At 72.3% G+C, this 26642-nt stretch carries 28 protein-coding genes; 12 read left to right on the top strand and 16 right to left on the bottom strand.

What is annotated here, in order from left to right:
* Window positions 1–28: 28 nt before the first annotated feature.
* Window positions 29–184 (bottom strand): hypothetical protein, encoded by a 156-nt coding sequence (locus OG780_RS20715; protein WP_326786650.1) that lies wholly within the window; start codon window positions 182–184, stop codon window positions 29–31.
* Between the two features lie 149 nt (window positions 185–333).
* Between OG780_RS20715 and OG780_RS20710 the strand changes: the two genes are divergently transcribed.
* The gene (locus OG780_RS20710; protein WP_328450317.1) at window positions 334–1677 is read left to right on the top strand and encodes a helix-turn-helix domain-containing protein; all 1344 of its coding nucleotides are present in this window, start codon (window positions 334–336) and stop codon (window positions 1675–1677) included.
* A 116-nt stretch (window positions 1678–1793) separates the two neighbouring features.
* Here OG780_RS20710 and OG780_RS20705 read toward each other — a convergent pair whose 3' ends face one another.
* The gene (locus tag OG780_RS20705) at window positions 1794–2525 is read right to left on the bottom strand and encodes a L,D-transpeptidase (protein ID WP_328450315.1); all 732 of its coding nucleotides are present in this window, start codon (window positions 2523–2525) and stop codon (window positions 1794–1796) included.
* Entirely contained in the window at window positions 2515–3072 is a 558-nt protein-coding gene (locus OG780_RS20700) for a SigE family RNA polymerase sigma factor (protein WP_328450313.1), read from the bottom strand. Before OG780_RS20700 ends, OG780_RS20705 begins: the two co-directional genes overlap by 11 nt.
* 111 nt (window positions 3073–3183) lie before the next feature.
* Here OG780_RS20700 and OG780_RS20695 point away from each other — a divergent pair, with 111 nt between their 5' ends.
* The 3 genes from OG780_RS20695 (at window position 3184) to OG780_RS20685 (ending at window position 5523) form a co-directional block, all read left to right on the top strand.
* A complete protein-coding gene (locus tag OG780_RS20695; RefSeq protein WP_328450311.1) occupies window positions 3184–4125 on the top strand; it encodes a L,D-transpeptidase in 942 nt (313 codons plus the stop codon).
* 133 nt (window positions 4126–4258) lie between these two features.
* Window positions 4259–4834: a hypothetical protein gene (locus OG780_RS20690; protein ID WP_328450309.1), complete on the top strand. Its 576-nt coding sequence runs from the start codon at window positions 4259–4261 to the stop codon at window positions 4832–4834.
* 467 nt (window positions 4835–5301) lie between these two features.
* A complete protein-coding gene (locus OG780_RS20685) occupies window positions 5302–5523 on the top strand; it encodes a hypothetical protein (protein ID WP_037614735.1) in 222 nt (73 codons plus the stop codon).
* Between the two features lie 84 nt (window positions 5524–5607).
* On the opposite strand, the gene OG780_RS20680 is transcribed toward OG780_RS20685, so the two are convergent.
* Window positions 5608–6456 (bottom strand): hypothetical protein, encoded by an 849-nt coding sequence (locus OG780_RS20680; RefSeq protein WP_328450305.1) that lies wholly within the window; start codon window positions 6454–6456, stop codon window positions 5608–5610.
* Between the two features lie 199 nt (window positions 6457–6655).
* Here OG780_RS20680 and OG780_RS20675 point away from each other — a divergent pair, with 199 nt between their 5' ends.
* Together OG780_RS20675 and OG780_RS20670 are read left to right on the top strand one after the other, a co-directional pair.
* A complete protein-coding gene (locus OG780_RS20675; protein ID WP_328450303.1) occupies window positions 6656–6970 on the top strand; it encodes a helix-turn-helix domain-containing protein in 315 nt (104 codons plus the stop codon).
* Window positions 6971–7250: 280 nt separating this feature from the next.
* Window positions 7251–7454 (top strand): cold-shock protein, encoded by a 204-nt coding sequence (locus OG780_RS20670; RefSeq protein ID WP_020871138.1) that lies wholly within the window; start codon window positions 7251–7253, stop codon window positions 7452–7454.
* Between the two features lie 171 nt (window positions 7455–7625).
* On the opposite strand, the gene OG780_RS20665 is transcribed toward OG780_RS20670, so the two are convergent.
* Together OG780_RS20665 and OG780_RS20660 are read right to left on the bottom strand one after the other, a co-directional pair.
* Window positions 7626–8048: an ATP-binding protein gene (locus OG780_RS20665; RefSeq protein ID WP_326786642.1), complete on the bottom strand. Its 423-nt coding sequence runs from the start codon at window positions 8046–8048 to the stop codon at window positions 7626–7628.
* Between the two features lie 193 nt (window positions 8049–8241).
* Window positions 8242–8700, bottom strand: a complete 459-nt coding sequence (locus tag OG780_RS20660) for a cupin domain-containing protein (protein WP_328450301.1) — start codon at window positions 8698–8700, stop codon at window positions 8242–8244.
* 81 nt (window positions 8701–8781) lie between these two features.
* Between OG780_RS20660 and OG780_RS20655 the strand changes: the two genes are divergently transcribed.
* The gene (locus OG780_RS20655) at window positions 8782–9714 is read left to right on the top strand and encodes an FkbM family methyltransferase (RefSeq protein WP_328450299.1); all 933 of its coding nucleotides are present in this window, start codon (window positions 8782–8784) and stop codon (window positions 9712–9714) included.
* Between the two features lie 65 nt (window positions 9715–9779).
* Here OG780_RS20655 and OG780_RS20650 read toward each other — a convergent pair whose 3' ends face one another.
* The 3 genes from OG780_RS20650 to modA all read right to left on the bottom strand — a co-directional run bounded on the left by OG780_RS20650 (window position 9780) and on the right by modA (window position 12788).
* Window positions 9780–10862 carry an ABC transporter ATP-binding protein gene (locus tag OG780_RS20650; protein ID WP_328450298.1) on the bottom strand — a complete coding sequence of 361 codons (1083 nt, stop codon included), beginning with the start codon at window positions 10860–10862 and terminating at the stop codon, window positions 9780–9782.
* An 88-nt stretch (window positions 10863–10950) separates the two neighbouring features.
* Window positions 10951–11820 carry a molybdate ABC transporter permease subunit gene (gene modB / locus OG780_RS20645; RefSeq protein ID WP_443062322.1) on the bottom strand — a complete coding sequence of 290 codons (870 nt, stop codon included), beginning with the start codon at window positions 11818–11820 and terminating at the stop codon, window positions 10951–10953.
* Window positions 11821–11939: 119 nt separating this feature from the next.
* Window positions 11940–12788, bottom strand: coding sequence for a molybdate ABC transporter substrate-binding protein (modA, locus tag OG780_RS20640; RefSeq protein WP_328450294.1), 849 nt, complete (start codon window positions 12786–12788; stop codon window positions 11940–11942).
* A 217-nt stretch (window positions 12789–13005) separates the two neighbouring features.
* On the opposite strand from modA, the gene OG780_RS20635 reads away from it, so the two are divergent.
* Window positions 13006–13503: a molybdopterin-dependent oxidoreductase gene (locus OG780_RS20635; RefSeq protein ID WP_328450292.1), complete on the top strand. Its 498-nt coding sequence runs from the start codon at window positions 13006–13008 to the stop codon at window positions 13501–13503.
* A gap of 82 nt (window positions 13504–13585) precedes the next feature.
* Here OG780_RS20635 and OG780_RS20630 read toward each other — a convergent pair whose 3' ends face one another.
* Both OG780_RS20630 and OG780_RS20625 read right to left on the bottom strand, forming a co-directional pair.
* A complete protein-coding gene (locus OG780_RS20630) occupies window positions 13586–13981 on the bottom strand; it encodes a TOBE domain-containing protein (RefSeq protein WP_326786635.1) in 396 nt (131 codons plus the stop codon).
* 105 nt (window positions 13982–14086) lie between these two features.
* Window positions 14087–14677 (bottom strand): hypothetical protein, encoded by a 591-nt coding sequence (locus tag OG780_RS20625; RefSeq protein WP_328450290.1) that lies wholly within the window; start codon window positions 14675–14677, stop codon window positions 14087–14089.
* A gap of 161 nt (window positions 14678–14838) precedes the next feature.
* On the opposite strand from OG780_RS20625, the gene OG780_RS20620 reads away from it, so the two are divergent.
* Both OG780_RS20620 and OG780_RS20615 read left to right on the top strand, forming a co-directional pair.
* Entirely contained in the window at window positions 14839–16923 is a 2085-nt protein-coding gene (locus OG780_RS20620) for a xanthine dehydrogenase family protein molybdopterin-binding subunit (RefSeq protein ID WP_328458268.1), read from the top strand.
* Window positions 16924–17007: 84 nt separating this feature from the next.
* Window positions 17008–17496, top strand: a complete 489-nt coding sequence (locus OG780_RS20615) for a (2Fe-2S)-binding protein (protein WP_328450288.1) — start codon at window positions 17008–17010, stop codon at window positions 17494–17496.
* Window positions 17497–17620: 124 nt separating this feature from the next.
* Here OG780_RS20615 and OG780_RS20610 read toward each other — a convergent pair whose 3' ends face one another.
* From OG780_RS20610 to OG780_RS20600, 3 genes are read right to left on the bottom strand one after another with little or no spacing between them, the layout of a single operon-like run.
* Window positions 17621–18985, bottom strand: coding sequence for a dipeptidase (locus OG780_RS20610; protein ID WP_328450286.1), 1365 nt, complete (start codon window positions 18983–18985; stop codon window positions 17621–17623).
* Complete coding sequence (locus tag OG780_RS20605; protein ID WP_328450284.1) at window positions 18982–19419, bottom strand: hypothetical protein; 438 nt, start codon at window positions 19417–19419, stop codon at window positions 18982–18984. The genes OG780_RS20610 and OG780_RS20605 overlap by 4 nt, the downstream gene beginning before the upstream one ends.
* The gene (locus tag OG780_RS20600) at window positions 19416–20885 is read right to left on the bottom strand and encodes an APC family permease (protein WP_328450282.1); all 1470 of its coding nucleotides are present in this window, start codon (window positions 20883–20885) and stop codon (window positions 19416–19418) included. Before OG780_RS20600 ends, OG780_RS20605 begins: the two co-directional genes overlap by 4 nt.
* Window positions 20886–21209: 324 nt before the next feature.
* Here OG780_RS20600 and OG780_RS20595 point away from each other — a divergent pair, with 324 nt between their 5' ends.
* Complete coding sequence (locus OG780_RS20595) at window positions 21210–22163, top strand: threonine/serine exporter family protein (protein WP_328450280.1); 954 nt, start codon at window positions 21210–21212, stop codon at window positions 22161–22163.
* On the opposite strand, the gene OG780_RS20590 is transcribed toward OG780_RS20595, so the two are convergent.
* Entirely contained in the window at window positions 22135–23616 is a 1482-nt protein-coding gene (locus OG780_RS20590; protein WP_328458266.1) for a hypothetical protein, read from the bottom strand. The genes OG780_RS20595 and OG780_RS20590 overlap by 29 nt on opposite strands.
* A 281-nt stretch (window positions 23617–23897) precedes the next feature.
* Here OG780_RS20590 and OG780_RS20585 point away from each other — a divergent pair, with 281 nt between their 5' ends.
* Complete coding sequence (locus tag OG780_RS20585; RefSeq protein WP_328450278.1) at window positions 23898–25181, top strand: molybdopterin-dependent oxidoreductase; 1284 nt, start codon at window positions 23898–23900, stop codon at window positions 25179–25181.
* A 445-nt stretch (window positions 25182–25626) separates the two neighbouring features.
* Here the strand turns inward: OG780_RS20585 and OG780_RS20575 are convergent, their stop codons facing one another.
* A complete protein-coding gene (locus OG780_RS20575) occupies window positions 25627–26592 on the bottom strand; it encodes a class I SAM-dependent methyltransferase (RefSeq protein WP_443062184.1) in 966 nt (321 codons plus the stop codon).
* Window positions 26593–26642 lie beyond the last annotated feature (50 nt).

Here is a 26642-nt window from a genome sequence, read left to right as displayed (position 1 = left end):
GGAGCGTGCGTCGACGGCCCGCGGGGAGTTACCGCTGACCGGTCGTGTGCGCGGTGGTGTGTGCCGCGGGGGCCGCTTCGGCCGCTCTCGCCGGGCCGACGTTCGCCGCCGTGACCAGCGCGGCGACCGCGATGACGGCGGCGAGAAACCCTCTGGAGTAGCGTGCGGAAATACGTCGGAGCACGGTGACCTCGCAACAACAGCGGCGTATTAAGCATGCTTAATCCGCCGCTTAACGTAGAGGCTCCCGGGCTCCTGTCGCAAGAGGCTCCGAGGCCGGACAGTAGTCAAAAGCCGGACCGGTTCAACTCGGCTTGATGGCATGCTTGGTTCATGGCGGAGCGGGACGACCCTGAGATCATCGGGCGCAGGGTGCAACAGCTGCGCACAGAACGAGGCCTGACGCAGAAACAGCTCGCGGAGCCCGTGTACACGCCCGCGTACATCTCCACTCTGGAGGCCGGCCGGGTGCGGGCCTCCGAGCCCGCGCTGCGGCACATAGCCGGGCGTCTCGGGATCGCGTACGAGGAGCTGGCGACCGGGCGGCCCGCCCATCTCGCCACCGGCCTGCGGCTGCGGCTGACGGACGCGCAGCGCACGCTCTCCACCGGAGAGGCGGAGGTGGCCGCCGAGGTCTACGCGGTTCTGCTCGCGGAGGCGGAGGCCCACGGACTGGTCGCCGAGCAGGCGGCGGCGCTTCTCGGACTCGGCGAATGCGCTCTGGACACCGGGGACCTGGAGACGGCGCAGCGGCGCTTCGAGGAGTCGGAGCAGCGGATGGGGGACGCGCCGCTGCCGCAGCGGGTGCCCGCCGTGCGCGGCCGGGCGGTCTCCCACTACCTCGCCGGTGAACTCCGTTACGCCTGCTACCTGTTCGAGTCCACCATCGACGAGCTCAACCGGACGGGCCTGCACGATCCCGAGGCGCTGCTTCTCCTCTACACGGGAGTCATCGGGCCCTACATGGACATGGGCGTGCACGCCCGTGCCGCCCAGGCCGCAGAGTTCGCGCTCGCCCTCGCGCCGCAGGTCCAGGACCCGGCGCTGGTGGCGCGGATGCACCGGTCGGTGGCGCGGACGATGATCGCCGAAGGGCGGATCACCGAGGCCGACGCCTCCCTCGCCAAGGCCGCCGAGCTCTACCGGCAGCTCCAGATCCGCACCGAGCTCGCCAACTGCCACTGGATGCGCGGCTATCTGTACGCCCAGAACGGTGAACTGGAGCGTGCGGAGGGCGAGTTGCGTGAGGCGCAGGCCATGCTCTCTGCCAAGCGGGCCGCGCTGTACACCAGCCAGGTCGCGGTGGAACTGGCCGACGTGCTGCACCGGCGCGGCAAGTCCGACGAGGCGGACGGACTGCTGCGGCAGGTGCTCGGTGACCTGAGTTCCGAGCGGGGCGCCATCCACGCCGCCGCCGCGCACCGCCTGCTCGGGATCATCGCGGAGGACAGCCGCGACACCGAGGCGGCGGAGGAGCACTATGTGCGGGCGATGAGCCTGCTGGAGCGGGCGGGCGCGGCGGGCGACCTGGCGGACCTGTGCCGGCTGCTGGGCGACCTGCTGCGGCGCACCGGCCGGGTGGAAGCGGCTCTGGACGCCTACCGCACCGGCCTCGGCCACCGCACCGCCCCGGGCACGACGACCCTCGGCCCTGCTCCGGCCCAGCCGCCCCTCTGAGGACACGCGGGCGCCGGTCGTTCCGGTGAGGGCTGAGGGCTGAGGGCTTCGGGGTGCGAGTGCCGCTGGTGCTGTCGGACTCCGGGGCGTGGGCCAGCCCGGCCGCGAAGGCCGTGCTAGCCGCCCGAGGTTCCCCCGGTTCCCGTTCCTGAGCCGGCCGCCGTGCCGGTGGCCGCGCCCGAGCCCGCCGTCGCCCTGCCCCGGTGCGCCGCCGAGGAGGCCGAGGCGTTGGCCGACGGGCGGATCTCGACCACGGCGCCCGGTTCGAGCCGGTCGTACAGCAGCTTGGCATCGGTCATGTCCAGGATGATCCAGCCGTGGTCAGGGTCGGAGATGGCCTGGTCACCGGTCCCCAGGGAGCCCACGTAGTCCATTCCGCCGTCGGGCCCGGTGAGCTCGACCACCCAGGAGGCCTCGAAGGAGTAGTCGCCGCCGAAGCGGGCCGTCTCGCTGGAGACCCTCATGCCGGCCTCCTTCTCTGTGACCGTCATCCGGACCGTCGGGGTGTCCCCGGTCAGACTGTCGCCGTGGAGCGTCAGCCGGTGGCCGGCGACGGAGATCACGCGCCTGCCCAGATCGATCGTGGCGTCCGGCGACGCCGTCGGCAGGCTCGGGACGGCGGTGGGGCTCGCGGCCGGCGGGGACTTCCGCTGTGCCCCTCCTCCCAGGCCCACCACGAGGACCAGGGCGAGCGCGCCCGCGACGCAGATGCCGCCCGCGGCCAGAGCCGTACGGCGGCGGCGCCGTCGGCCCGACGCCCGGCCGCGGATCTCCGCACCGCTCAGCACCGGAGGCCTCTCCGCCTCGTTCGCCAACTCGCGCAGGGCGGAGGCGAGTTCATCGGACACGGTCGTCCTCCCTCTCGCCCTTGCCGGACGCGGCCGCGAACCCCGACGGACGCGCGGAGCCGGCCAGGTCCGCCGGATCCTCGGAGAGCACCCGCGCCAGCGCCGTCCGGCCACGCGAGAGCCGGGCCTTGACCGTGCCGACGGGGGCACCGGTTTCGGAGGCTACCTGCTCGATGCTCAAGTCGCACAGATGGTGCAGAACGATCGCCATCCGCTGGGCCTCGGGCAGCGTTCGCAGCGCGGTGACGAGCGCGGTGCGCTCGGGGCCCGGGCCCGGTGTGTGGTCGGCCGGAGGTGTGCGCCGCACCAGCTCCAGCCAGCGGCGGGCCCGGCGCCAGCGGCTCACCGCGAGCCGCGTCGCCACGGTCCGTATCCACGCCTCGGGAGCACCGTCGGCGAGGAACTCGTGCCGCTTGTCCCAGGCGCGGACGAACGCCTCCTGGACGACGTCCTGCGCCTCGCCGTGATCCCCCGTGAACGCGTAGAGCTGACCGGTCAGCCGGGGGAAGGCGGTCGCGTAGAACGCGTCGAACTCTTCCTCGGTCATGCCCCCCGCCCGAATGTCCGAAGTCTCGCCGGCCGTGTGCAACCCGACCGCCCCCGCCGTGCGTACAAGTCCCGTACGTCACACATCGAAACACACCACAGGGGGATCACCATGACCACGGGACGGAGAGGCGGCCGGGGCCGTATGGCCCGCGCCTGGAGCGCGGCGGCCGTATGCGTGCTCGCGCTCGCCGGATGTTCGGCGCAGGCGCTGGCCGACGGCGGGGGCAAGGGAGTCGAACAGGGCGGTAAGCCGGTCGCCGGTGCCACGGGCAAGGAACGGCCGAAGCCCTCCGCCCCGCCGCTCAAGTCCCTGACGGGCGCGCACATCAACATCGCCGACGGGCAGACCGTGGGGGTCGGCATGCCCGTCTCCGTGACCTTCGACCACCCGATACCCGTGGCCGAACGAGCGGATGTGGAAAGGCAGTTGAAGGTGACCGCCGAGGCCGAGGGCTCCTGGGGGTGGGTCAAGGACCTCAACCTCGCCGACGGACAGCGCGTCGACTTCCGGCCCCGCACGTACTGGAAGCCCGGCACAGCGGTCACCGTCCGGGCCGGGGCCGGAATCACCAGGCATTTCACGGTGGGCCGCTCCTTCGTCGCCACAGTGGATGTCCGTACACACTTCATGACGCTCGAAACGGCCGGATCGTCGCGCCGCGTCCCGATCACCGCGGGCGCGCCGGGCATGGACACCTGGAACGGCACGATGGTCGTCTCCGACAAGGGGTCCAGGGTCTTCATGGACTCGCGGTCGGTCGGCTACGGCGACGCGTACGCGGATTACTACTACTACGCCGTCCACCTCACCACCTCGGGCACCTACCTCCACCAGAACCCGAAGGCGAACATCTACGGCGGCCGTCAGAACGTCACGCACGGCTGTGTCGGACTCGCCACCGGCGGTCCCGCGAAGAAGTTCTTCGACGAGGTCGTCCCCGGCGACGTCGTCAAGGTCGTCGGCTCCCGGGACACGGTCGCCGTCGGCAACGGCTACGGCGACTGGAACCTGACCTGGGACCAGTGGCGGGCCACGAGCGCGCTCGGCTGACGCCCGCGCGGAAGATCTCCGGCCGGTGTCGTCCGGCCGGTGTCGTCCGGCCGGTGGGCGCCGTAGGTCCGCACGGGGGAGCGGCGCCCCGCACCATCCGAACATCGTCCCCATCACGAGGAGTTGTCCGTTCATGGCAGGTATGAAGAGGTACGCGGCGGCGGCCGTGGTCGCCGTCGCGCTCGTCACGGCGCCCACGGCCGCGTACGGCGTCTCGCCCGCGAAGCCGGCGCGCGGCACCGTGCTCGCGGCTCCCGCTCCCGCCCTCCCGGCGAGGACCGCGCCCACGGCCCGGATCGTCGCGCCCGACGAGCACGTCACGGAGCCCGGCGGCGCCGAGTTCTGGCTGACGCCGGAGGGCAAGCACTGGACCACGCTCGACAACCCCGACCCTCAGTTCACGAACATGGTCAACGGCAACATCGACCTCCACACGCCCGGTGTCTCGGCATTCGTCGAGGTCAGCGCCGAGGGCCACGCCACGCTCTCCGGCGAGTACCACGGCGGCACGGGCACCGCCTCGCGGGTCACGGTGCGGACCACGGCAGGGACCCTGCACGCCAAGCTCCTGGAGCTCGCGGGCAACCCCGGCTGGGGCGTCTGGTACGTCAGCACCGACCTGCCCGCCTCCGACAAGGACTTCGGCGTCAAGCACATCGTCGTCCGCGACACCGAGGGCGAGGTCTACTCCCGGCTGGACCTGAGCTGAGCACTCGGGCGCGGGAGCCGGTCCTTCCCGGCCGGCTCCCGCGCCCCGCCGCTTCCCCCGGTACCGGCCGGCTCCGGCCGCCGGTCCGACATCCGGGAGGACGGCCGGCCTCCCGCGGGCCTGCTGGAATCGTGTCGTCCGTGGGGTGGGCCGGCCGGGCGTGCGCCCCCTTCGTCGCCGCTGTGCCGACGGCCCGCGGCGCCGGGGCCCGGCCGGCCCGGGACGCGCCGTCGCGGGTTGTCCGGTCCGCGACAGGCTCGCCCGGCGGACGGCTCCGCGCACCGGAAAGATCGTGGAGCCGGCGCCCCGGCGGATGACCTCACGGAACGCGCGACCGGCCGGGCAGGGAACGTGCGAGGGGATGCCCGCCCGCCGTGGCCCGTAGTCCGCGGGGACGCCGAGTCGGAGCGGGATCGAGACCATCAAGCCCTACCGCCCGCCGGAATAGGGCCCATACTGGAATCACGATGAGTAAATCCTCCGCGCCCCGGCGCCACCTGCCCACCAGCCCCTTCGCTGCACCCGTCGTCCCCGTGGCCAAGGAGTTCAGCCTCGGAGACCGCGTCTCCCACGACCAGTACGGCCTGGGCACGATCGTCGGCGTCGAAGAGGGCATCGCGATGCTCGTCGACTTCGGCGCCCGCCAGGTCCGCGTCCTGAGCCCCTACACACGGATGGACCGGCTCTGACGCGCACCTTCTGAACACCTCCGGCCCGCGGCAACCCCGTAACAGGTTGCCCGGGCTGTGGTGTGCCCGGGAGCCTGCCGTGTCTCAGCCCTGGGTCGGGGCGGGCGACTTTCCGGCCAGTACGTCCTTCAGACGGTTCGTGCCCGCTTCGACCGCCTGCTCGGTGGACTGGTGTTCGGTACCCGAGAGGCCGCCGTTGGTGAGGGACAGGGCGCTGTCGCCGACCCGCACCGCCGCGAAGTCGAGCGTCAGTGTCTCGGGGTCGCCCTCCAGCTCGCCGCTCATCGTCATCCGGAAGCCCTGGCGGGCGTCCCCCACATCGGGCAGATGGGTCGAGACGACCTGGACCGTCTGCCGGTCGCCCTTGCCGTTGACCGCCGTGAACTCGTCACAGATGTCCGGCAGCGTCTTCAGCCACTTCAGCTGCGTGTCCAGGGCGCTCTTCCCGTACGAGGCGACCTCGTAGCGCATCTGGGCGTCGTTGTCGCTGTCGTCGAAGCCGGTGACGGCACCGGCCCCCTGCGGCTTGCCCAGCAGGTCCTCCGCGTACAGGCCGTCCAGCAGCTTCTGGCACTCCTTGGCGTTGCCCTTGTCGGTGACGAAGGCCGACGCGTCGACCTTGCTCTTGAGCAGCGCGTCGTGCCAGGCCGCCACGCCCTTCGACTCGTCCCACTGCGACCCCAGGTCGGAGTTGGTGATCAGCGCCGCCTGCGCCTCGGCCTTCGTGAGCGTACGCACGGAAGGGGAGGGCGAGGCCGACGCGGCGCCGGGCTCCTCGGCGACGGGAGAGGCCGGGACCGTGGAGGCGGGGGACGCGGGGGAGTCCGTACGGCCGGAGCCGCCGCCGTCACCTCCGCCGCTCGAGCAGGCAGCCGTCGAGAGCAGCATCCCCGCGGTCAGGGCGGAGGCGAGGAGACGGGGCGGACGGATCATGCGAGGGCCTCCCGAGGACGGTCCCGAGGACGGGCTGTGTCCTTCCACGCCACCACCGGCCACGGTCCCCCACCAGCGCACCGGGCCGTCCGGGTGAGTGCGGCGCGCGGATGTCACCGGGCAGGTGCCGGGTGCCCGGGCCGGCACCGGCAGGGATCTGCCAGAGTGGAAGGTGATGCACGCGCCCCAGGGAAGCACCATGAGCCCCACTCACCGGTTCGAAGACGACGACTACCCCGCCCACACGATGGGACGTGCGGCCGAGCTGATCGGCGCCACCCCCGCGTTCCTGCGGGCCGTCGGGGAGGCCGGGCTGATCACACCGCTCCGTTCCGAGGGCGGCCACCGGCGGTACTCCCGCAACCAGCTCAGGATCGCCGCCCGGGCCCGGGACCTCGTCGACCAGGGCACGCCCGTCGAGGCCGCCTGCAGAATCGTCACGCTGGAGGACAGCCTCGACGAGGCTCTGCGGATCAACGAGGAGCTGCGCGGCTCCACACCGCAGGGCGCGTGAACGGGACGGCAGAGGCCCTCTGGCGGCGTTTTCCCGACGGGGCCCGGATATCTGCTCCGGCCGGTACAGAATTTGGTGCACGGGCCCGCGAGGTTTTGATATTCCCCACGCCGGAGTGAGATAGTGCGCCCGCTTCGGGACGGTCGACGTGCTACTGTCGATTTCAGTTGCAGTTGTGGTTCCCAAAGGTTTTACCGGTGCATTCCGGTTGGGGCAATCATTGCGGCGACGCAGGTCCACACAGTGTGGACCTTCGAGCTTTGCCCCAAGGAGATTTGACATGGCTACTGGCACCGTGAAGTGGTTCAACGCGGAAAAGGGCTTCGGCTTCATCGAGCAGGATGGCGGCGGCGCCGACGTCTTCGCTCACTACTCGAACATCGCCACCTCTGGCTTCCGTGAGCTCCAGGAAGGCCAGAAGGTTACCTTCGACGTCACGCAGGGCCAGAAGGGCCCGCAGGCGGAGAACATCGTCCCCGCCTAGTCAGGGACACCGGACGGCCGGCGTCCGCACCTCAGGGTGCGGGCACCGGCCGTTCGTTTTTTTGCGGTCATGGAAATTGCGATGAACTTTCGGTGCCCGTTCCCGTTTTCGGCGGCGTCAAACCCGGATCGCCGGTTTGATCACCGTGAAGGAATCACCGGGCACGCGCCGCTACCGCACGGCCAGGACCGCGCGTACGGTCTTGCCGCCGAAGCCCGTACTGACGATCTCCAGGCTGTGGGCGAGCTGCTGGACCATGGCCAGGCCCCGGCCGTTTTCCGATTCCGTGTCCAGCGCGCCGATCCGCGGTCGTCCGGGACTGTCGTCGTGCACCTCGACGGTCACCCGCCCGTGCCCCAGTTGAAGCCGCAGCCGGCAGCCGCTGCGGCCGTGCCGCACGGCGTTGGCGACGAGCTCCGAGGCGATCAGTGTGGCGTCGTCCACCTGGTCCGCGGTCGGCGACGCGAGCCGTGGCCGTGGCCGGGTCAGAAACGCCGTCGTCAGCTTGCGGGCCCTGCCCGCCGAGACGGCCGTACGCGGCAGTGTGTACTCCACGCGGGCGGTCGGCCGGACGGTGCGCTGGTGCGCACGCATGACTGACACCTCTCTTCCCCCTCCAGGACAACCAGCACCCGGCCGACGGCTCCGTCCCCGTCGACCGGGACCCCGCGCGAAACGGTGCGCGGCCGGTCCTGCCCTCGGGTGATGCCCCACCCGGACGGCCCGCAACCAACGACCTGCGTCACAAAGCCGCCACGGGAGGTTCCGAGGGCGCTCAACGGCCGTTTCAGCGACCGGAGTCCAGCAGGTGGAAGTCGTCGTAGTCGAAGCCGGGCGCCACCACGCAGCTGACCAGAACCTCCTCGTCGCCGGCCGGCCGGGCGGACTGCCAGACGCCGCCGGGGACGAGGGCCTGAGGGCGCTCCCCCGCCTCGACACGCGGACCGAGCCGGACGACCTGCGGGGTGGACTGGGGGCTGGTCCCGTCGCCGCCGAGCAGCACGTCGAGGGGGCCGCCCCGGTGCCACAGCCAGAGTTCGTCCGAACGGACGGTGTGCCAGGCGGAGGTGTCACCGGGCGTGAGAAGGAAGTAGATGGCGGAGGCGGCGGCGCGCGGTCCGGGGTAGCCGTCGGGCAGGAAGGCCTGCGGCGCCGTCCAGGTCTCGACGAACCAGCCACCCTCCGGGTGGGGGCGCATGCCCAGGGCGGCGGCCAGGTCCGGGATTCCGGTCTCAGGAGAGGTCACCCCCTGCCTCTATCACGTGTCCGAAAGGGGGTTCAACCAACTCCCGGTGGACACGCGTGGATGTCTGGCAGGGTGTGGTCCATGGCGACCCTTCACAGAAAGCTGCTCGGTCTGCTTCCCCGCGTAGGGGTGCAGGTGCTGGATCTCGGATCGGGATCCGCGGTGGTCTACCGGCGCGGAGTGCGCAGACGCGTCGCCCTGGGCAAGGGCGCCGATCTGGTGCTGCGGGGGCGGACGGCGGCCTGGAAGCAGGTGCCGCTCGGTGGCACCGGCGCCCGTCTCCTGCTCGACGAGAAGGAGACGGCGGCCGACGAACGCAAGTTCCAGCTCTCGGCCGCGTCCTATCTCTGCGGGCAGCACGTCACGGCGCTGCTGGACAGGTACGAGGTGAACTGCGTCTTCGACGTGGGCGCCAACTCCGGCCAGTACGGACGCCAGTTGCGCCGCCTCGGCTACGCCGGCCGCATCGTCTCGTTCGAGCCGACGGCGGAGGCTTTCGGAAAGCTCCGGCAGGCGGCCGAGGGGGACCCCGACTGGCAGGTGCACCAGATCGGCCTCGGCCGCGAGGACACCACCCAGTCCATCCATGTGGGTTGGAACACCATGAACTCCCTTCTTCCACCCAGCGATTACGGCAAGGACCGCTACAAGCGCTTCGCCAAGACCCGTACCGAGGACATCGAAGTCCGGCGTCTCGACGGGATGATGGACACGGCCCTCGCCGGGATCGAGGACCCCCGCCCCTATCTGAAGATGGACACCCAGGGCTACGACCTGGAGGTGTTCGCGGGCGCCGGGGAACGTGCGGAGGACTTCGTCGGAATGCAGTCGGAGGTCGCGACCCTGCGGCTGTACGAGGGCAGTCCCCGCATGGGCGAGGCCATCGCCGTGTACGAGGAGCGCGGCTTCGAGATCACCGGCATGTACCCGGTGTCACGGGAGGAGGCGACCGGCCGGGTGGTGGAGTTCGACTGCGTGATGGTCCGCGCGACGGCGGTCCCGGCGGGCAAGTAGGCGACCCGGGGCCTGTCCCGCGTCTCCGGCCCGGTCCGCCGAACACGCTTGGTCCGCCGGAGGCGCTAAGCCGGATAGGCGTGCGTCTGGGCCGCCTTCACCGTGGCCCAGACGGCGGAGCCGGCATGCAGGCCGAGTTCCGCCGCGGCGACCGTCGTCAGGTCGGCGGCGAGCGGGAGTTCGCCGGACAGGGCCACACGGATCTGGTCGCCGTGCGTCTCCAGTCCCGCGACGCGGCACTGCCACAGGTTGCGGGCGCTGGAGCTGGTGGGGCGGTCGCGGTGGAGGGTCACGGCGCCCGGCGGGAACGCCACGAACACAGGCCCGTCGAGCCGCTCGGTCGTGGTGATCGCCGGGCCCGCCTCCAGCCGTACGGTGTGTCCCTCGGCCTCGCCCCGGTAGAGGTTGAGCCCGACCAGCCGGGCGATGTAGTCGGTGCGCGGCCTGCGGGCGATGTCCGACGGCCCGCCCTCCTGGACCACCCGGCCGTCCTCGACGACCACGAGCCGGTCGGCCAGCACCATCGCGTCCAGCGGATCGTGCGTCACGAGGACGGCGACGGCCTCGAAGTCGGCCAGATGGTGGCGGAGTTGAGCCCGCACATCGAGTCGCGTACGGGCGTCGAGCGCGGCGAGCGGTTCGTCGAGCAGCAGCAGCCGGGGGCGGGTGGCGAGGGCGCGGGCTACGGCGACGCGCTGGGCCTGTCCGCCGGAGAGCAGGCGCGGCTTGGTTCCGGCGAAGCCGGCGAGGCCCATGCGCTCCAGCCACGCGGCGGCCTGGGTCCGGGCCTCCGCCTTGGGCACGCCCTGGCAGCGCGGTCCGAAGGCGACGTTGTCGAGCGCGGACAGATGCGGGAAGAGCAGGTAGTCCTGGAAGACCACGCCGACCGGGCGGGACTCCGGCGGCGTACGGTCCAGACGGGCGCCGTCCAGCCACAGCCGGCCGCCCTCGGACAGCGGGGTGAGCCCGGCCAGCGCGCGCAGCGCGGTCGTCTTGCCCGCGCCGTTCGGACCGAGCAGCGCGACGACGTCACCGGGGGCGGCGGACAGTTCGATGTCGAGGTGGAACGAGCCGCGCCGGACGACGAGACGGGCGTCGAGGCCCTTGCCGGACCGCGCGGCCGCCGCTTTCGGGTTCGCCTCGGTCATGACGCGATCACCTCACCCTCGTACGGTCGCGGGGCGCCGGGTGTCGTTCTCGTACCCGTGTACGTCATCGGGTTCGTCCTCGTGTCCGTCATGAGGCAGCCGTCATCCAGCGGTCGCGCAGTCCGGCGAGAACCGCGATCGACACCAGGAGCAGGACCAGACTCAGGGCGATCGCGGCGTCGGGGTCGCTCTGCAGGGCCAGATAGACGGCCAGCGGCATGGTCTGGGTACGGCCCGGGAAATTGCCCGCGAAGGTGATCGTCGCGCCGAACTCGCCGAGGGCGCGGGCCCAGGCCAGCACCGAGCCGGCGGCGATGCCCGGCGCGATGAGGGGCAGGGTGACCCGGCGGAACGCGGTGAAGCGGGAGGCGCCCAGGGTCATGGCGGCCTCCTCGTACCGAGGGTCGGCCGCCCGCAGGGTGCCTTCCACGCTGATCACCAGGAAGGGCATCGCCACGAAGGCCTCGGCCACGACCACCCCGGCCGTCGTGAACGGCAGCGTGATCCCGAACCAGGAGTCGAGCAGTTTCCCGACGACGCCGTTGCGGCCGAGGGCCAGCAGCAGCGCGACACCGCCGACCACCGGAGGCAGCACGAGGGGCAGGGTGACCAGGGCCCGGACGAGTCCGCGGCCGGGGAACTCCGTGCGCGCCAGCAGCCAGGCGAGCGGCACCCCGAGCACCAGGCTCACCGCGGTGGCCGCCGTGGCCGAGAACAGGGACAGCTGGAGGGCCTGCCACACCTCGGGCTTGGACAGCTGTTCCGGCATGCTGCGCCAGGGCGCCCGTACGAGAAGCGCGACCAGCGGGAGGAGCAGGAACGCGAGCCCGACGAGGGCGGGCAGCAGCAGGGGAAGCGGCGCCCCGCCCCGCATCCGGCCCGGTGTCCGGCCGCGCCCGCGCCGCGGCCCACCGGCGAGGGTGTCGGCCGGGGCGCCGGACGGGTCGGACGGGGTCACGGGATCACTCACGGCTTCAGGAGACGGGGTGCGGCGCGTCCGTTTCAAGGGGCGCGCCGCACGGGAGAGGTGCCGTGCGGCGGGCGCCGGGACACGGTCGGCCGGGGACGGCCGGGGAGTCAGGACGTGGGCTGGAGGAAGCCGGCCGCCGTCAGCACCTTCTGGCCCTCCGCGGACCGCACCAGGTCGATGAACGCCTTGCCGGCCGCCGCGTTGTGCGCGTCCTTGAGCAGGGTGATCGGGTAGTCGTTGACGGCCTCGGCGGACTCGGGGAACTCCACGCCCTCCACCTTGTCACCCGCGGCCTTCACGTCGGTCTTGTACACGACCGCCGCGTCGGCCTCCTTCAGCTCCACCTTGGTCAGCGCGCTCTTGACGTCCTGCTCGTAGGAGACGGGGGTGAGCTTCAGGCCGCTCGCCTCCAGCGCCTTCTGCGCGGCGGCGCCGCACGGCACGGTCTTGTCGCACAGGACGACCTTGAGGCCGGACTTGGTGAGGTCCTTCAGGGAGGAGATCTTGTCCGGGTTGCCGGGGAGGGTGGCGATCTCCAGCTGGTTGCGCACGAAGGTGGCGGGGGTGGTCGCCGTGTCGCCCTTGTCGGTCACGATGGCCATCGTCTTCGGGCTGGCCGCGGCGAAGACGTCCGCCGGGGCGCCGCCCGTGATGCTCGCGGCGAGGCTGTCGCTGCCGCCGAAGCTGAAGGTGACCTCGGTGCCCGGGTGGGCCTTCTCGAACTGCTCGCCGAGGGCCGTGAAGCTCTCCTTCAGGGAGGCCGCGGCGAACACGGTCACCGTGCCGGAGAGCTTCGGCGAGGAGGACGACGAGGCCGAGCCCTTCGCCTTGTCCGGCGAGTCGGACGTGTCGGAGGAGGAGCAGGCGCTCAGGGCCAGCAGCGCGGCGGCGCCGACGCCGGCCACCCGCAGGGTCCGGGCGGTGCGGCGGGTCCGGCGCGTGGATCGGGTCGTCACGGATCTACTCCCTCGAAGACTCTGAGGCTCGCTGAAGCCTCCGTCGTGATCCCAGGTCCTGAGCTCACGTTCTGCCATGGCCTGATCATACTTCCGCATATGCGAGGCGTAAGTCTCCTGTCGCATCGCATGAGCTGTGCCCAATGGCTTCGGATGTACGCATGTGCGTTTGCTGCGGGCCGCCCGCGGGGTAGCGTCCACCGGGAGGTGCTGTCCAGTGAGTCAGTCCCTGACACAGCCGACGCCGCCGGCTCCCCCGCTCGCGGAACTCGCTCTGACCGGTGACCTCGCCCGGCCCGCGCTGCTGACCGTCCCCGACCTGTTGGCCTGGCCCCAGCACCGGGTGCGGGTCGCCTTCGAGTGCGCCACCAGCGGGGTGCGGCACCACGGATTCGAGGGCCCGCTGCTGCACGACGTGCTGCGGGACGCCGGTCCCCGCTTCGATCCGTCCCGCCGCAAGGACCGGCTGCGCTTCCTCATCGCGGTGGCGGGCGCGGACGGCCACCACGCACTGCTCACCTGGGCCGAGATCGACCCCGACTTCGCGGACGCTCCGGTGCTGCTCGCGGTCGGCATCGACGGCACCCCGCTGGACCGGGCGGGACCGCAGCTGGTCCTGCCGCAGGATCGGTGCGGGGCCCGGCACATCAGCGGTATCAACGGCATCCGGGTGGACGGCCGTTATCCGTCCTGGCCGGCCGGTGTCCCCGGCTGATCCTGGTGCCCCCGGCTGACGACCGGCGACCGGCGACCGGCAACCGGCAACCGGCGGTCGACGATCGGCGGCTGACGGTCGGTCAGGCGCGGTCGATGTGCACGTTGGTCGACTTGACCCTGGCCGTGGCCTCCACGCCGACCTCCAGGCCCAGTTCCTCGACGGCCTCCCGGGTCAGCAGGGAGACCAGCCGGTGGGGTCCCGCCTGGATCTCCACCTGGGCCGCGACATCGCCGAGCTTGACGGCGGTGACGATGCCGGGGAAGGCGTTGCGGACGGACGTGTAGGACGTGACGCCCTCCTCGCCACCGGCTCCGGCCAGTTCCACCGAGAACGCGGCGAGGTCACGGCCCTCGATGAGGCGCCGTCCGCCCTCGTCCCGGTGGGTGGCCACCCGCCCGGCGTCCGCCCAGCGACGGGCGGTGTCGGGGCTCACGCCGAGGAGCCGGGCGGCCTGGCCGATGGTGTAGGACTGCATACGCGCGACGATAGGCAGCCGGTCCTCGCACCTGCAAGCCGGACGCCCGGAGGGCGCCGGCCGTCCCGGGCAGGGCGAAGGGCCCCGCCCGGACCGTCGCCCTCGTCAGTCGAGCGTCGGCTGTCCCGTGTGCCGGACCAGGATGTGCCTCGCCCAGAACTTCCCGAAGGCCTTCTTGAGTATCGGCTCGGCCGTCGCCCGGTCGTCGACGCCGAAGACCACGTGGCCACTGCCGTCGAGGCCCACCGTGTACAGCGCGAACCGGCCGTCCCAGCGGTCCATGTCGTCGCCGACCCGGTCGACCATGGCGATGAGCTGCCGCCGGGTGACGTCCGAGTCGTGGATCCGCACCTCCACCCCCTTCTCCGCGTGACCGCAGATGTCCGCGTCGAACGCCTTGGACGGGACGCGGTACACGGTCACGGTGTTCCTGCGCTCGTCGACCGACACGCTGGTGAAGACGCTCCTGTAGCGGGACGCGCCCTGCTTGTCGATGTAGATCGTCACCCTGAGCAGGGAGGATTCCCTGCCGGGCAGACTGTGCGTCGCCCGGGTGCCGACGCACACGGTCGTGCGCTCCGCGACGGGCGTCTCCTTGCCTCCCGCGCCGCCGCTCGACCCCTGAACCGCCACGAGCGCCACGGCACTTGCCGCCACGACGCCGCCGGTCGCCCTGATCCTGCTCCGCCTGTTCATGTGATCCTCCCCGTCCGCCGTCCGGTGGTACGGGGACGCAATGGACGCCGCATACGTTCGGCGGGAACCGCACGGCCGATCCGCCCCTCCTACCAGTCGTACGCCCCGGACGGCTCGGAGAGGAGCCTCTGTTGGCCCGTCAGCTGTCCCGCCGCAGGTTCATCGTCCACACCCTGGCCGCGTCCACCCTGACCGTCGCCGCGCCGCTCGGCTGCGACACCTCCCCGGCGGAGGGCGCCGAGCCCACCGCGGGACCTTCCGACGTGCTGGTGACCGGCACCGACGACGAGATGCTGGTCCTGGAGGTCACCGCGGCCAACAAGGTCGTCGTCCGGCTGCCACGGGTCGAGGTCGGCCAGGGCATCACCACCGCGGTCGCCATGATGATCGCCGAGGAACTGGACGCCCGGCTCGCCGACGTCGAGATCCCGCTCGCCGAGGCCCGGAGCAGCGGCAACCAGTTCACCGGCGGCTCGAACTCCGTCGGTTCGCTGTACGGGCCCGCCCGCGCGCTGGCCGCCACCGCGCGCGCCAAGCTGGTGACCGCCGCGTCCCGGCGCTGGCACGTGCCCCCGAAGGCGCTGCGCACGCGGGACACCATGGTCGTGGCGCCCGACGGCCGCACGGCCACCTTCGGATCGCTGACCGCGGCCGCCGCCCGGATCCACCGGCCCGCCGTGTCCACCGACCCCAAGCCGGCCTCCCGGCACCGGGTGATCGGGCGGCCGACGTCCCGGATCGACGCGCGGGACATCGTGACCGGCAGGGCGAAGTACACCGGCGACCTGACGGTGGCCGGGGCGAAGCCGACCGTGGTGGCCCGGCCGCCGACGCTCGGCGGGAAGGTCCGTTCGCTCGACGACCGGGCGGCCCGCGCGCTGCCCGGCGTCCACGCGGTCGTCAGGATCGAGGGCGGTGTCGCCGTCGTGGCGGACACCTTCCACCACGCCTTCGAGGCCCGGGACGCCCTGCGGATCACCTGGTCGCCGGGCCCGCTCGCCGCACTGTCCGACGCGGCCGTACGGGCCCGGCTGCGGGCTGCCGTCCCGCCGCTCGGCACCCCGCTGCTCGGCACCCGGCAGGTGGGCGGCGAGTTCGAGTTCGCCTTCGTCGGGCACGCCCCGATGGAGGTGCTGACCGCGGTCGCGGACGTACGGGAGCACAGCGCCGAGATCTGGTTCTCCTCCCAGACGCCGATGGACGCGCGTGACACGATCGCCTCGGTGACCGGGCTGCCCGCGTCGAAGGTCCGGGTCCATGTCCTGCGCGGCGGAGGGTCGTTCGGGCGGCGGCTCACCTACGACGCGGCCGTCGAGGCCGCCCTCGTGTCCAAGGCGGCCCGCCGTCCGGTGAAGCTGATGTGGAGCCGCGCAGACGACATGCGGCACGGCCGGATGCGCCCGGCCAGTCACCACCGCATCCGGGCCAGCCACGCGGGCGGCCGGGTGGTGGAGTTCACGCACATGACGGCGTCGGTGAGCGAGTCGTACGAGAAGCCGGGCGCCACCGCGCAGGGCGGTGTCACCACCACGGGCGCGCGGGCCGGCGGTCCGCTGCCCAGCGACAGCGGTCTCTACAACTTCGGCCGTGTCTCCGGGGATTCGGGATCGGTGGGGCTGGCCATGCCGCTGGGCGCCTGGCGGTCGGTGGACTCCGGGACCATGCGGACCGCGGAGGAGATCGTCGTCGACGACATCGCGCGGAGCCTCGGACAGGACCCGGTCGCCTTCCGGCGTACGACGCTGCGCGGCAAGGCGGTCAGGGCCGTGCTCGACCGGGCGGCGGAAGCCGGACACTGGGGCCGGAGCATGCCGGCCGGACAGGCTCAGGGCATGGCCGTGCACGAGGAGTACGGCTCCTGCGTGGCCTGTCTCGTCGAGATCGACGCCCGCGACCCGAAGAACCCGCGGGTCACCAAGGTCGTGATGGCCGCCGACGTCGGAACGGCCGTCAACCCGCGCGGACTGGAGGCCCAGCTCATGGGCACCGCGGTCGACGGCATCTCCACCGTGCTCACGGCCGGCCTGCACCTCGACGCGGGCGCCGTCCGCGAGGGCAGCTTCGCCGACTTCCGCTGGGCCCGTCAGCGGAACGCCCCGCTGCGTTTCGAGGCGCACATCATGCCCTCCGGAGGGGAGCCCGGAGGGGCCGGCGAACTCGGTGTCCCCGCGGCGGCCGGAGCGGTGGCCAACGCCTACGCCCGTGCGACGGGGACCCGTCCCCGCCGTTTCCCGATCGATTTCTGAGACCTCGTTCCGGGGCCTCTTCCCGACCTGCTTCCGAGACCCGTTAGAGGTGCGAGTACCGATGCCGCTCCGGAGAGAGTGCTGATGCCGTCCTACTCCTTCGTCCTCAACGGGAGACAGGTCACCGTCGAGGCACCGGCGGACATGCCGCTGCTGTGGGTGCTGCGCGACCTGCTGGATGTGACCGGGCCCAAGTACGGCTGCGGTGTCGGGGTCTGCCGGGCCTGCACCAGTCATCTCGACGGTGCGGAGATCCAGCCCTGTGTCGTCCCGGTCGCGGACTGCGCGGACCGCGAGGTCACCACCATCGAGGGCCTCGCCGACGGCGACCGCCTGCACCCCGTGCAGCAGGCCTGGCTCGACTGCGACGTCTCCCAGTGCGGTTTCTGCCAGCCCGGCCAGATCATGGCCGCCGCGGCCCTGCTCGAGAAGACGGCGCACCCCACGGACGCCGAGATCGACCGTATCGAGAACGTGTGCCGCTGCGGCACCTACTCCCGCATCCGTGAGGCGATCAAGAAGGCTTCCGTGCACGGCGGCCGAGGTCCTTCCGCGCAGGCCGGGGAAGGCTAGGGCCGGGGAACACGTCCGGTCCGGAGCGAGGGCGGGATCGCGACCGTGCGGGGACGGCCGTGATCCCACCGGGAGTGACCGCGCGGGGGCAGCCTGATCCCGCGGGCGGCCACCGTGCCGGGAGTCAGCGGCCGCGGCCCCCGGTTGCCGCGTAGGCGTGGAGGAAGAGCGCCTCGACATGGGCCATGTGCTCGATCTCGGCCGGGTCGACGCTCTCGTTGGGTGCGTGGATGAGGCACTTGGGTTCCTCCACGCCCATGAGGATGATCTCGGCGCGGGGGTAGGTCTCGGCGAGGACGTTGCACAGCGGGATGGAGCCGCCCTGGCCGAGGAAGGCCATGGGCCTGCCGTAGACCTCGTTCATGGCGCGGCCGAGCGCCGCGTAGGCGGGGCCGTCGGTGGCCGCCTTGAAGGGGGCGCCGGCGCTCTCGTCCTCGATCCCGACCCGGACTCCCCAGGGCGCGGCCTCGGTGAGGTGCCGGGTGAGGGCCGCGCGGGCCGCCGCCGGGTCCGTGCCGGGCGGGATCCGCAGGCTCACCCGGGCGCGTGCGGTGGGCGGTACGGCGGCGGCGGAGCCGACCACCGGAGGGCAGTCGATGCCGAGGACGGTGACGGCGGGGCGGGCCCACAGCCGGTCGGCGACCGTGCCGGTCCCGGTGAGACGGACGCCGTCCAGGACGCCGGCGTCGGCGCGGAACCGCTCCTCGTCGTAGCCGGCACCCTCCCACTCGCCCTCGCAGTCGAGTCCGTCCACGCGAGTGGCGCCGGTGGCCGGGTCGCGCAGGGTGGAGAGCATCTGGATCAGAGCGGCGAGTGCGTCCGGGGCGGGCCCGCCGAACATGCCCGAGTGCACCTCCCCGGCGAGCGTGCCGACGGTGACGACGATGTTGGCGAGGCCGCGCAGGGTGACGGTGGCGGTGCCCGTGCCGACCTCCGCGTTGCCGGTGTCGCACACCAGCAGCGCGTCGGCGAGGAACTGCTCCGGGTGCTGGGCCACGTAGCTCTCCAGCCCGCCCGTGCCCTGCTCCTCCGATCCCTCGGCGACGAACTTCAGGCCGACCGGGACGTCGTCGCCGAGTGCGCGCAGGGCGGTCAGGTGCATCACGATGTTGCCCTTGCAGTCCGCGGTGCCGCGCCCGTACCAGCGGCCGTCGCGTTCGGTGAGGGCGAAGGGCGGTGTGGTCCAGGCGTCGTCGTCCAGCGGTGGCTGCACGTCGTAGTGGCAGTACAGCAGGACGGTGGGGGCGCCGGGGGGCGGCGGGCGGTGGCCGATGACCGCGTGGCTCCCGTCGGGCGTCTCGGCGAGATGGACGTCGCGGAGCCCCGCCTCGGTGAAGGCGTCCGCCACCCACCGCGCGGCCCGGTGGCATTCCTCGGGCGGGTACTGGCGCGGGTCGGCGACGGACGGGATCGCGACCAGCTCGGCCAGGTCCGCCCTGGCCCGCTCCATCAACCCGGTGATCTTCTCGGCGAGTTCGGACACGGTCACCGCCTCACCGTGTCGTCGGTCTTCAGGTCGTCGAGCTTGTCCTGGATCTTGTCCAGCTTCTCGGGGCAGTAGATCTCGATGATCGTGGCCTCCGCCCGGAGGGCCCTGCCGTCTCCGATGACGGGCCGCTGCCCGACGAACGCGGCTCCGTTGGACACGTTGATCTTCCACAGCGCCGACTTGAGGTCACTGGCCGGATCGTCGCAGACCAGACCGCCGTCGGTGCCCAGGACGCTGGCGATCAGCTCGGTGTCGGGCCGGGGAAGGCCGGCTGCCACGGCCGCGTCGGCGAGCTCGTTGGCCTTGGTCGTGGCCTTGTTGTTCGTCGTGATGGCCGAGTAGCGCACGAGCCCGGCCACGACGAGACCGAGCAGCACGACGATCGCGCCGTAGTAGATCCATTTGTGCTCGGATGCGAACCGGGTGGGACTCATGCCCCCGCCTCCTCCTCGCGAGCGGTGTCCAACTGCCAGCCGGGCTTGCGGAACTTCAGGAACGCCCAGGGGATCAGCAGACCGAGGACGCCGAGACCGGAGCCGATGATGACGACGTACAGCAGGACGCTGTTGCTGCCGAACTGCGAGGGGGGCACGAAACCGATGACCATGGCCGAGGCCGAGGCCAGGAAACCGACGACGCACACCAGTCTGAGCGCCGGGACGCGGTAGCCGCGCGGGTGGTCGGCCTGGTTCTTCCGCAGCCGGATCGCCGCGACGAACATCAGCAGATAGACGATGAGGTACACCTGCGTGGTGATCGTCGAGAAGATCCAGTACACGTTGGAGACGTTCGGGATGAACGCGTAGCCCAGCGCGATCACCGTGGTCACGACGCCCTGGGTCACCAGGATGTTCTGCTGGATGCCGAACCGGTTCAACTGCTGGAGGTACGGCGGCAGATAGCCCTCGCTGCGGGAGATCTCCAGAAGGCCCTTGGAGGGTCCGGCGAGCCAGGTCAGCATGCCGGCCAGCGACGCGGAGATCAGCATCACCGCCGCGATCGGGGTCATCCAGCCGATGTCGAAGTACGAGAAGAACGCGTCGAACGCCTGCATGACACCGGCGGTGAGGCTGGTCTGGTCGGCGGGCACCACCCAGCTGATGGCCAGCGCGGGCAGGATGAAGATCAGCAGCACCAGGCCCATCGCCAGGAACATCGACTTCGGGTATTCCTTCGCCGGGTTCTTCAGCGACGACACATGGACGGCGTTCATCTCCATGCCGGAGTACGAGAGGAAGTTGTTGACGATCAGCACGAGACTGGCGAGGCCCGTCCAGGCCGGCAGCAGATGGCTGGCCGTCATGGGGGCGGCCGAGGGGTTGCCCTGGGCCAGGAAGACCATGCCGAGCACGACGAGGATCGTGCCGGGTACCAGGGTGCCGATGACCAGGCCCCAACTGGACAGTCCGGCCAGGGCCTTGGTGCCGCGCGAGGAGACCCAGACGCCGGTCCAGTACAGGACCACGATGACGATCGCCGTGTAGAGGCCGCTGGAGGCCAGGGCCGGGTCGATGATGTACGCGATGGTGCTCGCCACGAAGGCCAGCAGGCTCGGGTAGTAGAAGATCGTCATTGCGAACTGGCACCACACGGCGAGGAATCCGAGCGGCTTGGACAGTCCCTCGCTCACCCAGCGGTAGACACCGCCGTTCCAGCCCGAGGCCAGTTCCGCCGAGACCAGGGCGGTCGGCAGCAGGAACACGATCGCCGGGACCAGGTAGAGGAACACGCAGGCCAGGCCGTACACCGCCATCGTCGGGGCGGCCCGCAGACTCGCGACCGAGGCGGTCGTCATGAGCGCCAGCGTCAGCCAGGTGAGTCTCGGCGCCGCCGGAGCCGTGGCCCGGGCGGCCCGCGCCGTCTCCCGTGGTGCGTCCGCGGGCATGTCCATCGAGCTCATCGGACGCCTCCTTGTTCCCGTGTCGAAGCGATGGGGCCAGCCTCCGTGCGGGTGACCGGCACTGCGCGGCGGGTGACCCGTACGGGTGAGCGGCGCCGCGCGGCGGTGGCCCGTACGGGTGAGCGGCGGTGCCGACCGGGGGCCGGCGTCGTACGACCGCCCGGGCGGGTGCTGGTCCCGCACCGGTTTTGGCACCGTCCCGCCCGTCCGGGGCAACGGGTGTTCCTCCGGCGACGGCGCTCTCCTGCCCCGGTCGGGGCGGGGCCCGGTTCCCGCCGGGCAAGGCTTCCTCACTCGTTCGGGCCGCTCGGCTCGACGGGTGTCATGGGTGCTCCGCACGCTGGTGGCGGGGTCCGCGCGCGCATCCCGGCGGCCTGCGGCCCGTGGTGGCTCAAGCTGCTCGGCATCGTCCTGTTCACGCTGGGCTTCGCGCCGCTGATGCAGGCCACGTGGTACGAGATCGGCGCCACCGCCGTCCTCGGCACCGTCGCCGCCGTGCTGGCCGTCACGGCGGACCGGATCCCCCGGTACGCCACCGTGCTCCCGCTGGTCGTCTCGACCGCCGTCTCCGTGATCACGATCGAGGTGTTCGCCCGCGACACCTCGCACGGCGGCCCCGTGCTGCTGATGCTGCCCGCGCTCTTCTTCTTCGTCCCCGGCGACTATCTGAGCGCCGCCGCGGCCGAACTCGCCGCCGGCTACATCACCACCGGCGCGATCCGGCTCGTCTACTCCGCCTTCCTCCTCGTACAGCTCTACGTCGGTGTCCTGCTGGGCCTGTTCCTCACCGGCACCTCCACCCGCGCCCTCTTCGACATCGCGGCCGCGTCCGATCTGCCGCGCTGGGCCCTCTTCCTGAGCTGGATCGTCTTCACGACCGGCACGCTGCTGGCCTTCGCCATCCCCTTCCGGCTGCTGCCGCCCCTGCTCCTGCTGGTGTACGTCACCGTGGCCGTGCAGTCCCTGGCCACCAAGGCGATCGGCGAGACGGCCGGAACGTTCGTCGCGGCGGCCGTCCTGGCCGCCGCCGCGACCCGGCTCGCCCTGCGCCCGGACCGGCCGCCCCGGCTCGTGCTGCTCCTGCCCGGCTTCTTCACCCTCACCGTCGGCTCCCTCGGCATGCGGGGGCTGACCACCCTGGCGGGCGGCTACGTCATCGAGGGTTTCCGTGACCTGCTGAAACTCGTCACGATCGTCACCGCCATCGCGGTCGGCCTGGTCCTCGGAGCGGTCCTCGCCCAGCCGGCGGTCACCAGCCCGTCAGCAGAAGGTGGTTGAGGAGCAGGGCCGACGTGGCCTGGGCGACGAGCCAGGCACGGGGGCGGGGGAGGAACGCGCCCGCCGCCAGCATCCACAGCGCGAACGGCAGCCAGATGCGTTCGGTCTCCGCCTTGCTCATCCCGGAGAGGTCGGCGACGAGCAGGGCCAGCAGCGCCCCGATGACGAGGACGGCGAGCCGCGGGGCGGTGCCCGGGGCGGGGCGAAGGGCGGGGCGAACGCCCGTGTCGGCCACGCCGGACACCGGTTCCTCGCCCCGCGCGGTGCCGGGGAGGTGTTCCCGCTCGGTCCCGGGAAGGTGTTCCCGCGCGGTGCGGCCCCGGGGGACGAGGCCCGCCCCGATGCGCAGGGCCGCCGCTCCGGCCCTGCGCAGTCCCGCCGCGGTCGCCGGTCCCGTGATGAGCACCGTGCAGGCGAGATTCGCCCAGACCCAGTAGCCGTACGGCCGTACGCCGCCCGCCCCTTCGTAGTAGCGGGTGACCAACAGGCGGTAGGCCTCCCACCAGTTGAAGCCGAGCAGTGTGAACACCAGCGGTACGACGGTGAGTCCGGCCAGGACGTACGGCAGCGGGCGGAGCCGGGACCGGCGCCCGAGCAGCAGAACGGCGCCGGCGATCACGGCGATCAGGGTCAGGCCGTACGAGAGATACGCGGTGAGGCCGAGGAGGAGACCGGAGGCGAGGCCGGTCGTCCGCGGCCGGTGCCCCGTGACCGCGAGGGCCAGCAGGGCGAGGGCCCAGGCCGCGACGGCCGCGAAGTACCCGTCCGCCGATGTGCCCATCCACACGGCCGCCGGGGCGAGGGCGAGGAAGGGCGCGGCGCGTCGCGCGAGCGCCTCCCCGGCCAGGGCGCGCACGGTGACGAGCACCGCGACCCCGGCCGTCGCGCCGACGGTGATGCACCAGACGCCCGCCCAGGCCCCGCCGCCCAGCCCGACGCGGTCGAGGAGGACGAAGGTGAGGGTGGCGGCCGGCGGATGCCCGGCGATGTGCGCGGGCCAGTGGTCGGGGGAGTGCAACAGGATGTGGTGGGTGAAGTCCCGCAGGGCGGCCGGGATGTCGTGGAAGCGGTTCACCGGGGAGATGACCTGGAGGTACTCGTACCGCGTGGTGAGGCGCCGGGCCACGCCCCGCTCCCAGCCGTCGATCAGCGCGAGGGAGAACGTCCACACCGTCGTCGTGGCCCACACGGCCGCGAGCAGCTTCCGCCAGGCCAGCCGGGCGGCGAGGAGAGGACCGTACGCCACGACCGCGACGGCCACGGCGACCGAGGCCGCGGTGCCGGGTCCGGCATGCGGTCCCCAGTGCCCGTACAACGGCGCGGCGCTGACGAACAGTGTGCCGTCGCGGTGCTCGATGACGTAGCCGACGACGGCCGCCGTCAGCACGAGCAGGGCCGCGGCCAGAGCGGCGGCCAGGTCGCTCTGGACGGCCCGGGGCCGGTCGCTCAGCAGGGCCCGGGAGAGCCTGGGGTCCCGGGCTCTGTCCCGGGCCCGGGACAGAGCCGGTGACAGGCGCCGGGGAACGGCCCGGGAAGGGGCCGTGGGAAGAACTCCGGAAGGGTCTTCGGGGCGGGCGCGGGACAGATCGCGCGGGAGGTCGCGGGGGAGGTCGCGGTTCACCCTCGCACGCTAGGCCGGGAGGCCCCGGTGACAGGGGCCACTGAGGTGGACGTCAGAGTTTCGTCATGGTTTGAGAACCCGTTCGGGGGGTGCCCCAGGCCTACGGTCGGGGCATGCCACGGTCTCCCTCGTCCCCCGCGTTCTGGCGCAGCCCGCTGCGCGGCCCCTGGTTCACCTCCGTGCTGGGTGTGGTGCTGCTCGTCGGGATCACGGTGCTGTTCGTGACCGGACTCCTGTCGTACGCGGCCTACAACCCGAACCTCTCGCCGGTGAACGACAAGACCCCCGACAAGGGGATCCTCGGGTTCTACCTCTTCTCCTGGCCGACCGGCCCGGTCTGGCTGTACCGCCTCACCCAGGGCGTCCACGTCACGCTCGGCATCGCGCTGATCCCCGTCCTGCTGGCGAAGCTGTGGTCGGTCGTGCCGAAACTGTTCGCGCTGCCCCCGGCCCGCTCGCTCGCGCACGCCCTGGAACGGCTCTCGCTGCTCCTCCTGGTCGGCGGCGCGCTCTTCGAGTTCACCACCGGCGTGCTCAACATCCAGCTCGACTACGTCTTCCCCGGCTCCTTCTACACCCTGCACTTCTACGGGGCCTGGGTGTTCATCGCGGCCTTCGTCGCGCACGCGGTCCTGCGGGTGCCTGCGGCTCTGCGCAATCTGCGCCGCATGCGCACTCCCGGCCCGCTGCCCGAGCCGCCGGGCTCGGTGCCCGGCACGGGTGAACCGGCGCGTCCCGAGGACGAGCCGGTGTCACCGGACCCGCTGCCGCCCACGGTCTCGCGGCGCGGTGCCCTCGGATTCGTCGGAGGCGGAGCTCTGCTGCTGACCGCCACCACGGCGGGCCACGGCTTCGACGGGCCGCTGCGCGACACGGCGCTGCTGGCCCCGCACGGCGGCGCCGAACCGGGCTCGGGACCGGGCGGCTTCCAGATCAACAAGACCGCCGCGTCCCGCGGTGTCACCGCCGCCGAGACCAGTGAGGAGGCCTGGCGCCTGGTCGTCACGGGGAAGGGCCGGACGGTCCGGCTGAGCCGCGCCGACCTCCGGCGGCTCCCCCTGCACAGTGCCGCGTTGCCCATCGCCTGCGTGGAGGGCTGGTCGACGTCCGACCAGTGGTGGCGGGGTGTGCGGCTGCGGGACCTGGCGGCGCTCGTCGGCTACGAGGCGGACGCGGCCCCCGACGTGCTCGTGGAGTCGCTCCAGCGGCACGGAGCGTTCCGGGTGGCCGCCCTGCGGGACAACCAGGTGCGTGATCCGCGTTCCCTGCTCGCGCTGTTCGTCAACGGCGAGGACCTGACCCCCGATCACGGCTACCCGGCGCGGGTCATCGTTCCGGCCGCGCCCGGCGTGCTGAACACCAAGTGGGTGGCCCGGATGACGTTCGGAGACCTGTGATGCGAAGCCCTGAACCGGGAAGTCCTGAACCGGAAAGCTCTGAGCCGGGAAGTCCTGAACCCGGAAGCCCAGAACCGCGACGGCCCGCGCCGCGTCGGCGGTTCGAGGCGCTGCTCGCGGCGGTGCGTCGGCGCGCCGGCCGTGACCTGATCGGCAGCCCCTTCCAACTGCTGCTTTTCGCTTGCTCGTTCGCGCTGGCGGGCTACGCCGGGGTGCGGCTCCTCGCGGCCGACTGGTCCCGGGTGGCCCTCTGGTTCGTGGGCGCGGCGGTGCTGCACGACCTGGTGCTCGTGCCGTTGTACGCCGTCGCGGACCGGGCCGTCTCGAAGACGCTGGACGCGAGGGGCCACCGGGACCTGACGATGTACGTCCGTGTTCCGGCGGCTCTCTCCGGTCTCCTGCTGCTGGTGTGGTTCCCGCTGATCAGCGGGCAGGTCGACGACCGCTACCGGTCGGCGACCGCCCTGCCCGCCGACGGGTTCACGGCCCGCTGGCTGCTGATCACGGCGGCGCTGTTCGCCGGGTCCGCGCTGCTGCTCGCCCTGCGGTCCCTGCGGGCCTCGCGCCGCGGCCCGTTGCGCAGGGCCACGAAGGACCGTCCGCCCGCCGCCCACTGAGCGTCGGCGCGCCATCCGGCACGCGCCGCGTGCCGGAGCAGGGCCGGGGTGCCGAGCCGGGCCCACGGGAAGGCGGCCCGGTCGCCGGCCGTGCCCCGGCCGCCGGCCTCGCCCGCCTGCCCGCTCCCGGCCGCCCTGCTGTCGGTGTCATCGGGGTCGTCGGGGTCGTCGGGGTCGTCGGGGTGCGCGGCGCGGACGATGCGGACGTCGACGCGTTCGTCGATGTCCGCGCCCGCCACGGTCTCGGCGATCAGCAGGCCGCCCGGGGCGAGGAGTTCGGCCGTACGGCGCAGGAGGGCGGCCGGGTCGCCGCCGATGCCGATGTTGCCGTCGACGAGGAGGACGGTGCCCCAGCGGCCCTCCGAGGGCAACGGCTCGAAGACCGACCGGTGCAGCGCCCGGCCGCCGAGTCGTACCGTGCGGGCCACGGCGGCCTCGCTGACGTCGATGCCGAGCGAGGGCCTTCCGCGTGCCGCGAGTTCCGCGACCAGACGTCCGGGACCGCATCCCACGTCGAGTACGGCGCCCTCGCAGTACGCGAGCACCTGGAGGTCCACCGCGTCGGCGCGAGCGCACCAGCGCTCCACCTCCAGCGGAAGGAGCCAGCCGTCCGTCCGCCGCAGGAACAGCGGCCCCCGGCCGGCGCCCAGCGCCTCCGCGTAGGGATCGGCGGCCCATGAGCGCGCGGCCCGCCCGGACAGGGCCCCTGTTCCGGGTCCCCCTCCGCTTCTGTTCCCGGTTCCGTTCCCGGTCAGTGTTCCCGTCCCCGCCGCGGCCCCTGTCTCGACCCGCACGCCCGTCCGGGCTCCCGTCCCGGTACCCGGGACGGGTACGGAACTCCGTG

It is taken from the genome of Streptomyces sp. NBC_00386, assembly GCF_036063235.1.
Lineage (GTDB): Bacteria > Actinomycetota > Actinomycetes > Streptomycetales > Streptomycetaceae > Streptomyces.
The sequence above is the reverse complement of the archived record's forward strand: the minus strand, read 5'-3'. Positions and strand labels throughout refer to the sequence as shown.

What these genes read in the sequence shown, in the direction of transcription:
- OG780_RS20710 (WP_328450317.1), top strand. Translation starts at nt 334, where the DNA reads ATGGCGGAGCGGGACGACCCTGAGATCATCGGGCGCAGGGTGCAACAG.
- OG780_RS20700 (WP_328450313.1), bottom strand. Translation starts at nt 3,072, where the DNA reads ATGACCGAGGAAGAGTTCGACGCGTTCTACGCGACCGCCTTCCCCCGG.
- OG780_RS20695 (WP_328450311.1), top strand. Translation starts at nt 3,184, where the DNA reads ATGACCACGGGACGGAGAGGCGGCCGGGGCCGTATGGCCCGCGCCTGG.
- OG780_RS20690 (WP_328450309.1), top strand. Translation starts at nt 4,259, where the DNA reads ATGGCAGGTATGAAGAGGTACGCGGCGGCGGCCGTGGTCGCCGTCGCG.
- OG780_RS20685 (WP_037614735.1), top strand. Translation starts at nt 5,302, where the DNA reads ATGAGTAAATCCTCCGCGCCCCGGCGCCACCTGCCCACCAGCCCCTTC.
- OG780_RS20680 (WP_328450305.1), bottom strand. Translation starts at nt 6,456, where the DNA reads ATGATCCGTCCGCCCCGTCTCCTCGCCTCCGCCCTGACCGCGGGGATG.
- OG780_RS20675 (WP_328450303.1), top strand. Translation starts at nt 6,656, where the DNA reads ATGAGCCCCACTCACCGGTTCGAAGACGACGACTACCCCGCCCACACG.
- OG780_RS20670 (WP_020871138.1), top strand. Translation starts at nt 7,251, where the DNA reads ATGGCTACTGGCACCGTGAAGTGGTTCAACGCGGAAAAGGGCTTCGGC.
- OG780_RS20665 (WP_326786642.1), bottom strand. Translation starts at nt 8,048, where the DNA reads ATGCGTGCGCACCAGCGCACCGTCCGGCCGACCGCCCGCGTGGAGTAC.
- OG780_RS20655 (WP_328450299.1), top strand. Translation starts at nt 8,782, where the DNA reads ATGGCGACCCTTCACAGAAAGCTGCTCGGTCTGCTTCCCCGCGTAGGG.
- OG780_RS20650 (WP_328450298.1), bottom strand. Translation starts at nt 10,862, where the DNA reads ATGACCGAGGCGAACCCGAAAGCGGCGGCCGCGCGGTCCGGCAAGGGC.
- OG780_RS20630 (WP_326786635.1), bottom strand. Translation starts at nt 13,981, where the DNA reads ATGCAGTCCTACACCATCGGCCAGGCCGCCCGGCTCCTCGGCGTGAGC.
- OG780_RS20625 (WP_328450290.1), bottom strand. Translation starts at nt 14,677, where the DNA reads ATGAACAGGCGGAGCAGGATCAGGGCGACCGGCGGCGTCGTGGCGGCA.
- OG780_RS20615 (WP_328450288.1), top strand. Translation starts at nt 17,008, where the DNA reads ATGCCGTCCTACTCCTTCGTCCTCAACGGGAGACAGGTCACCGTCGAG.
- OG780_RS20605 (WP_328450284.1), bottom strand. Translation starts at nt 19,419, where the DNA reads ATGAGTCCCACCCGGTTCGCATCCGAGCACAAATGGATCTACTACGGC.
- OG780_RS20600 (WP_328450282.1), bottom strand. Translation starts at nt 20,885, where the DNA reads ATGAGCTCGATGGACATGCCCGCGGACGCACCACGGGAGACGGCGCGG.
- OG780_RS20595 (WP_328450280.1), top strand. Translation starts at nt 21,210, where the DNA reads ATGGGTGCTCCGCACGCTGGTGGCGGGGTCCGCGCGCGCATCCCGGCG.
- OG780_RS20585 (WP_328450278.1), top strand. Translation starts at nt 23,898, where the DNA reads ATGCCACGGTCTCCCTCGTCCCCCGCGTTCTGGCGCAGCCCGCTGCGC.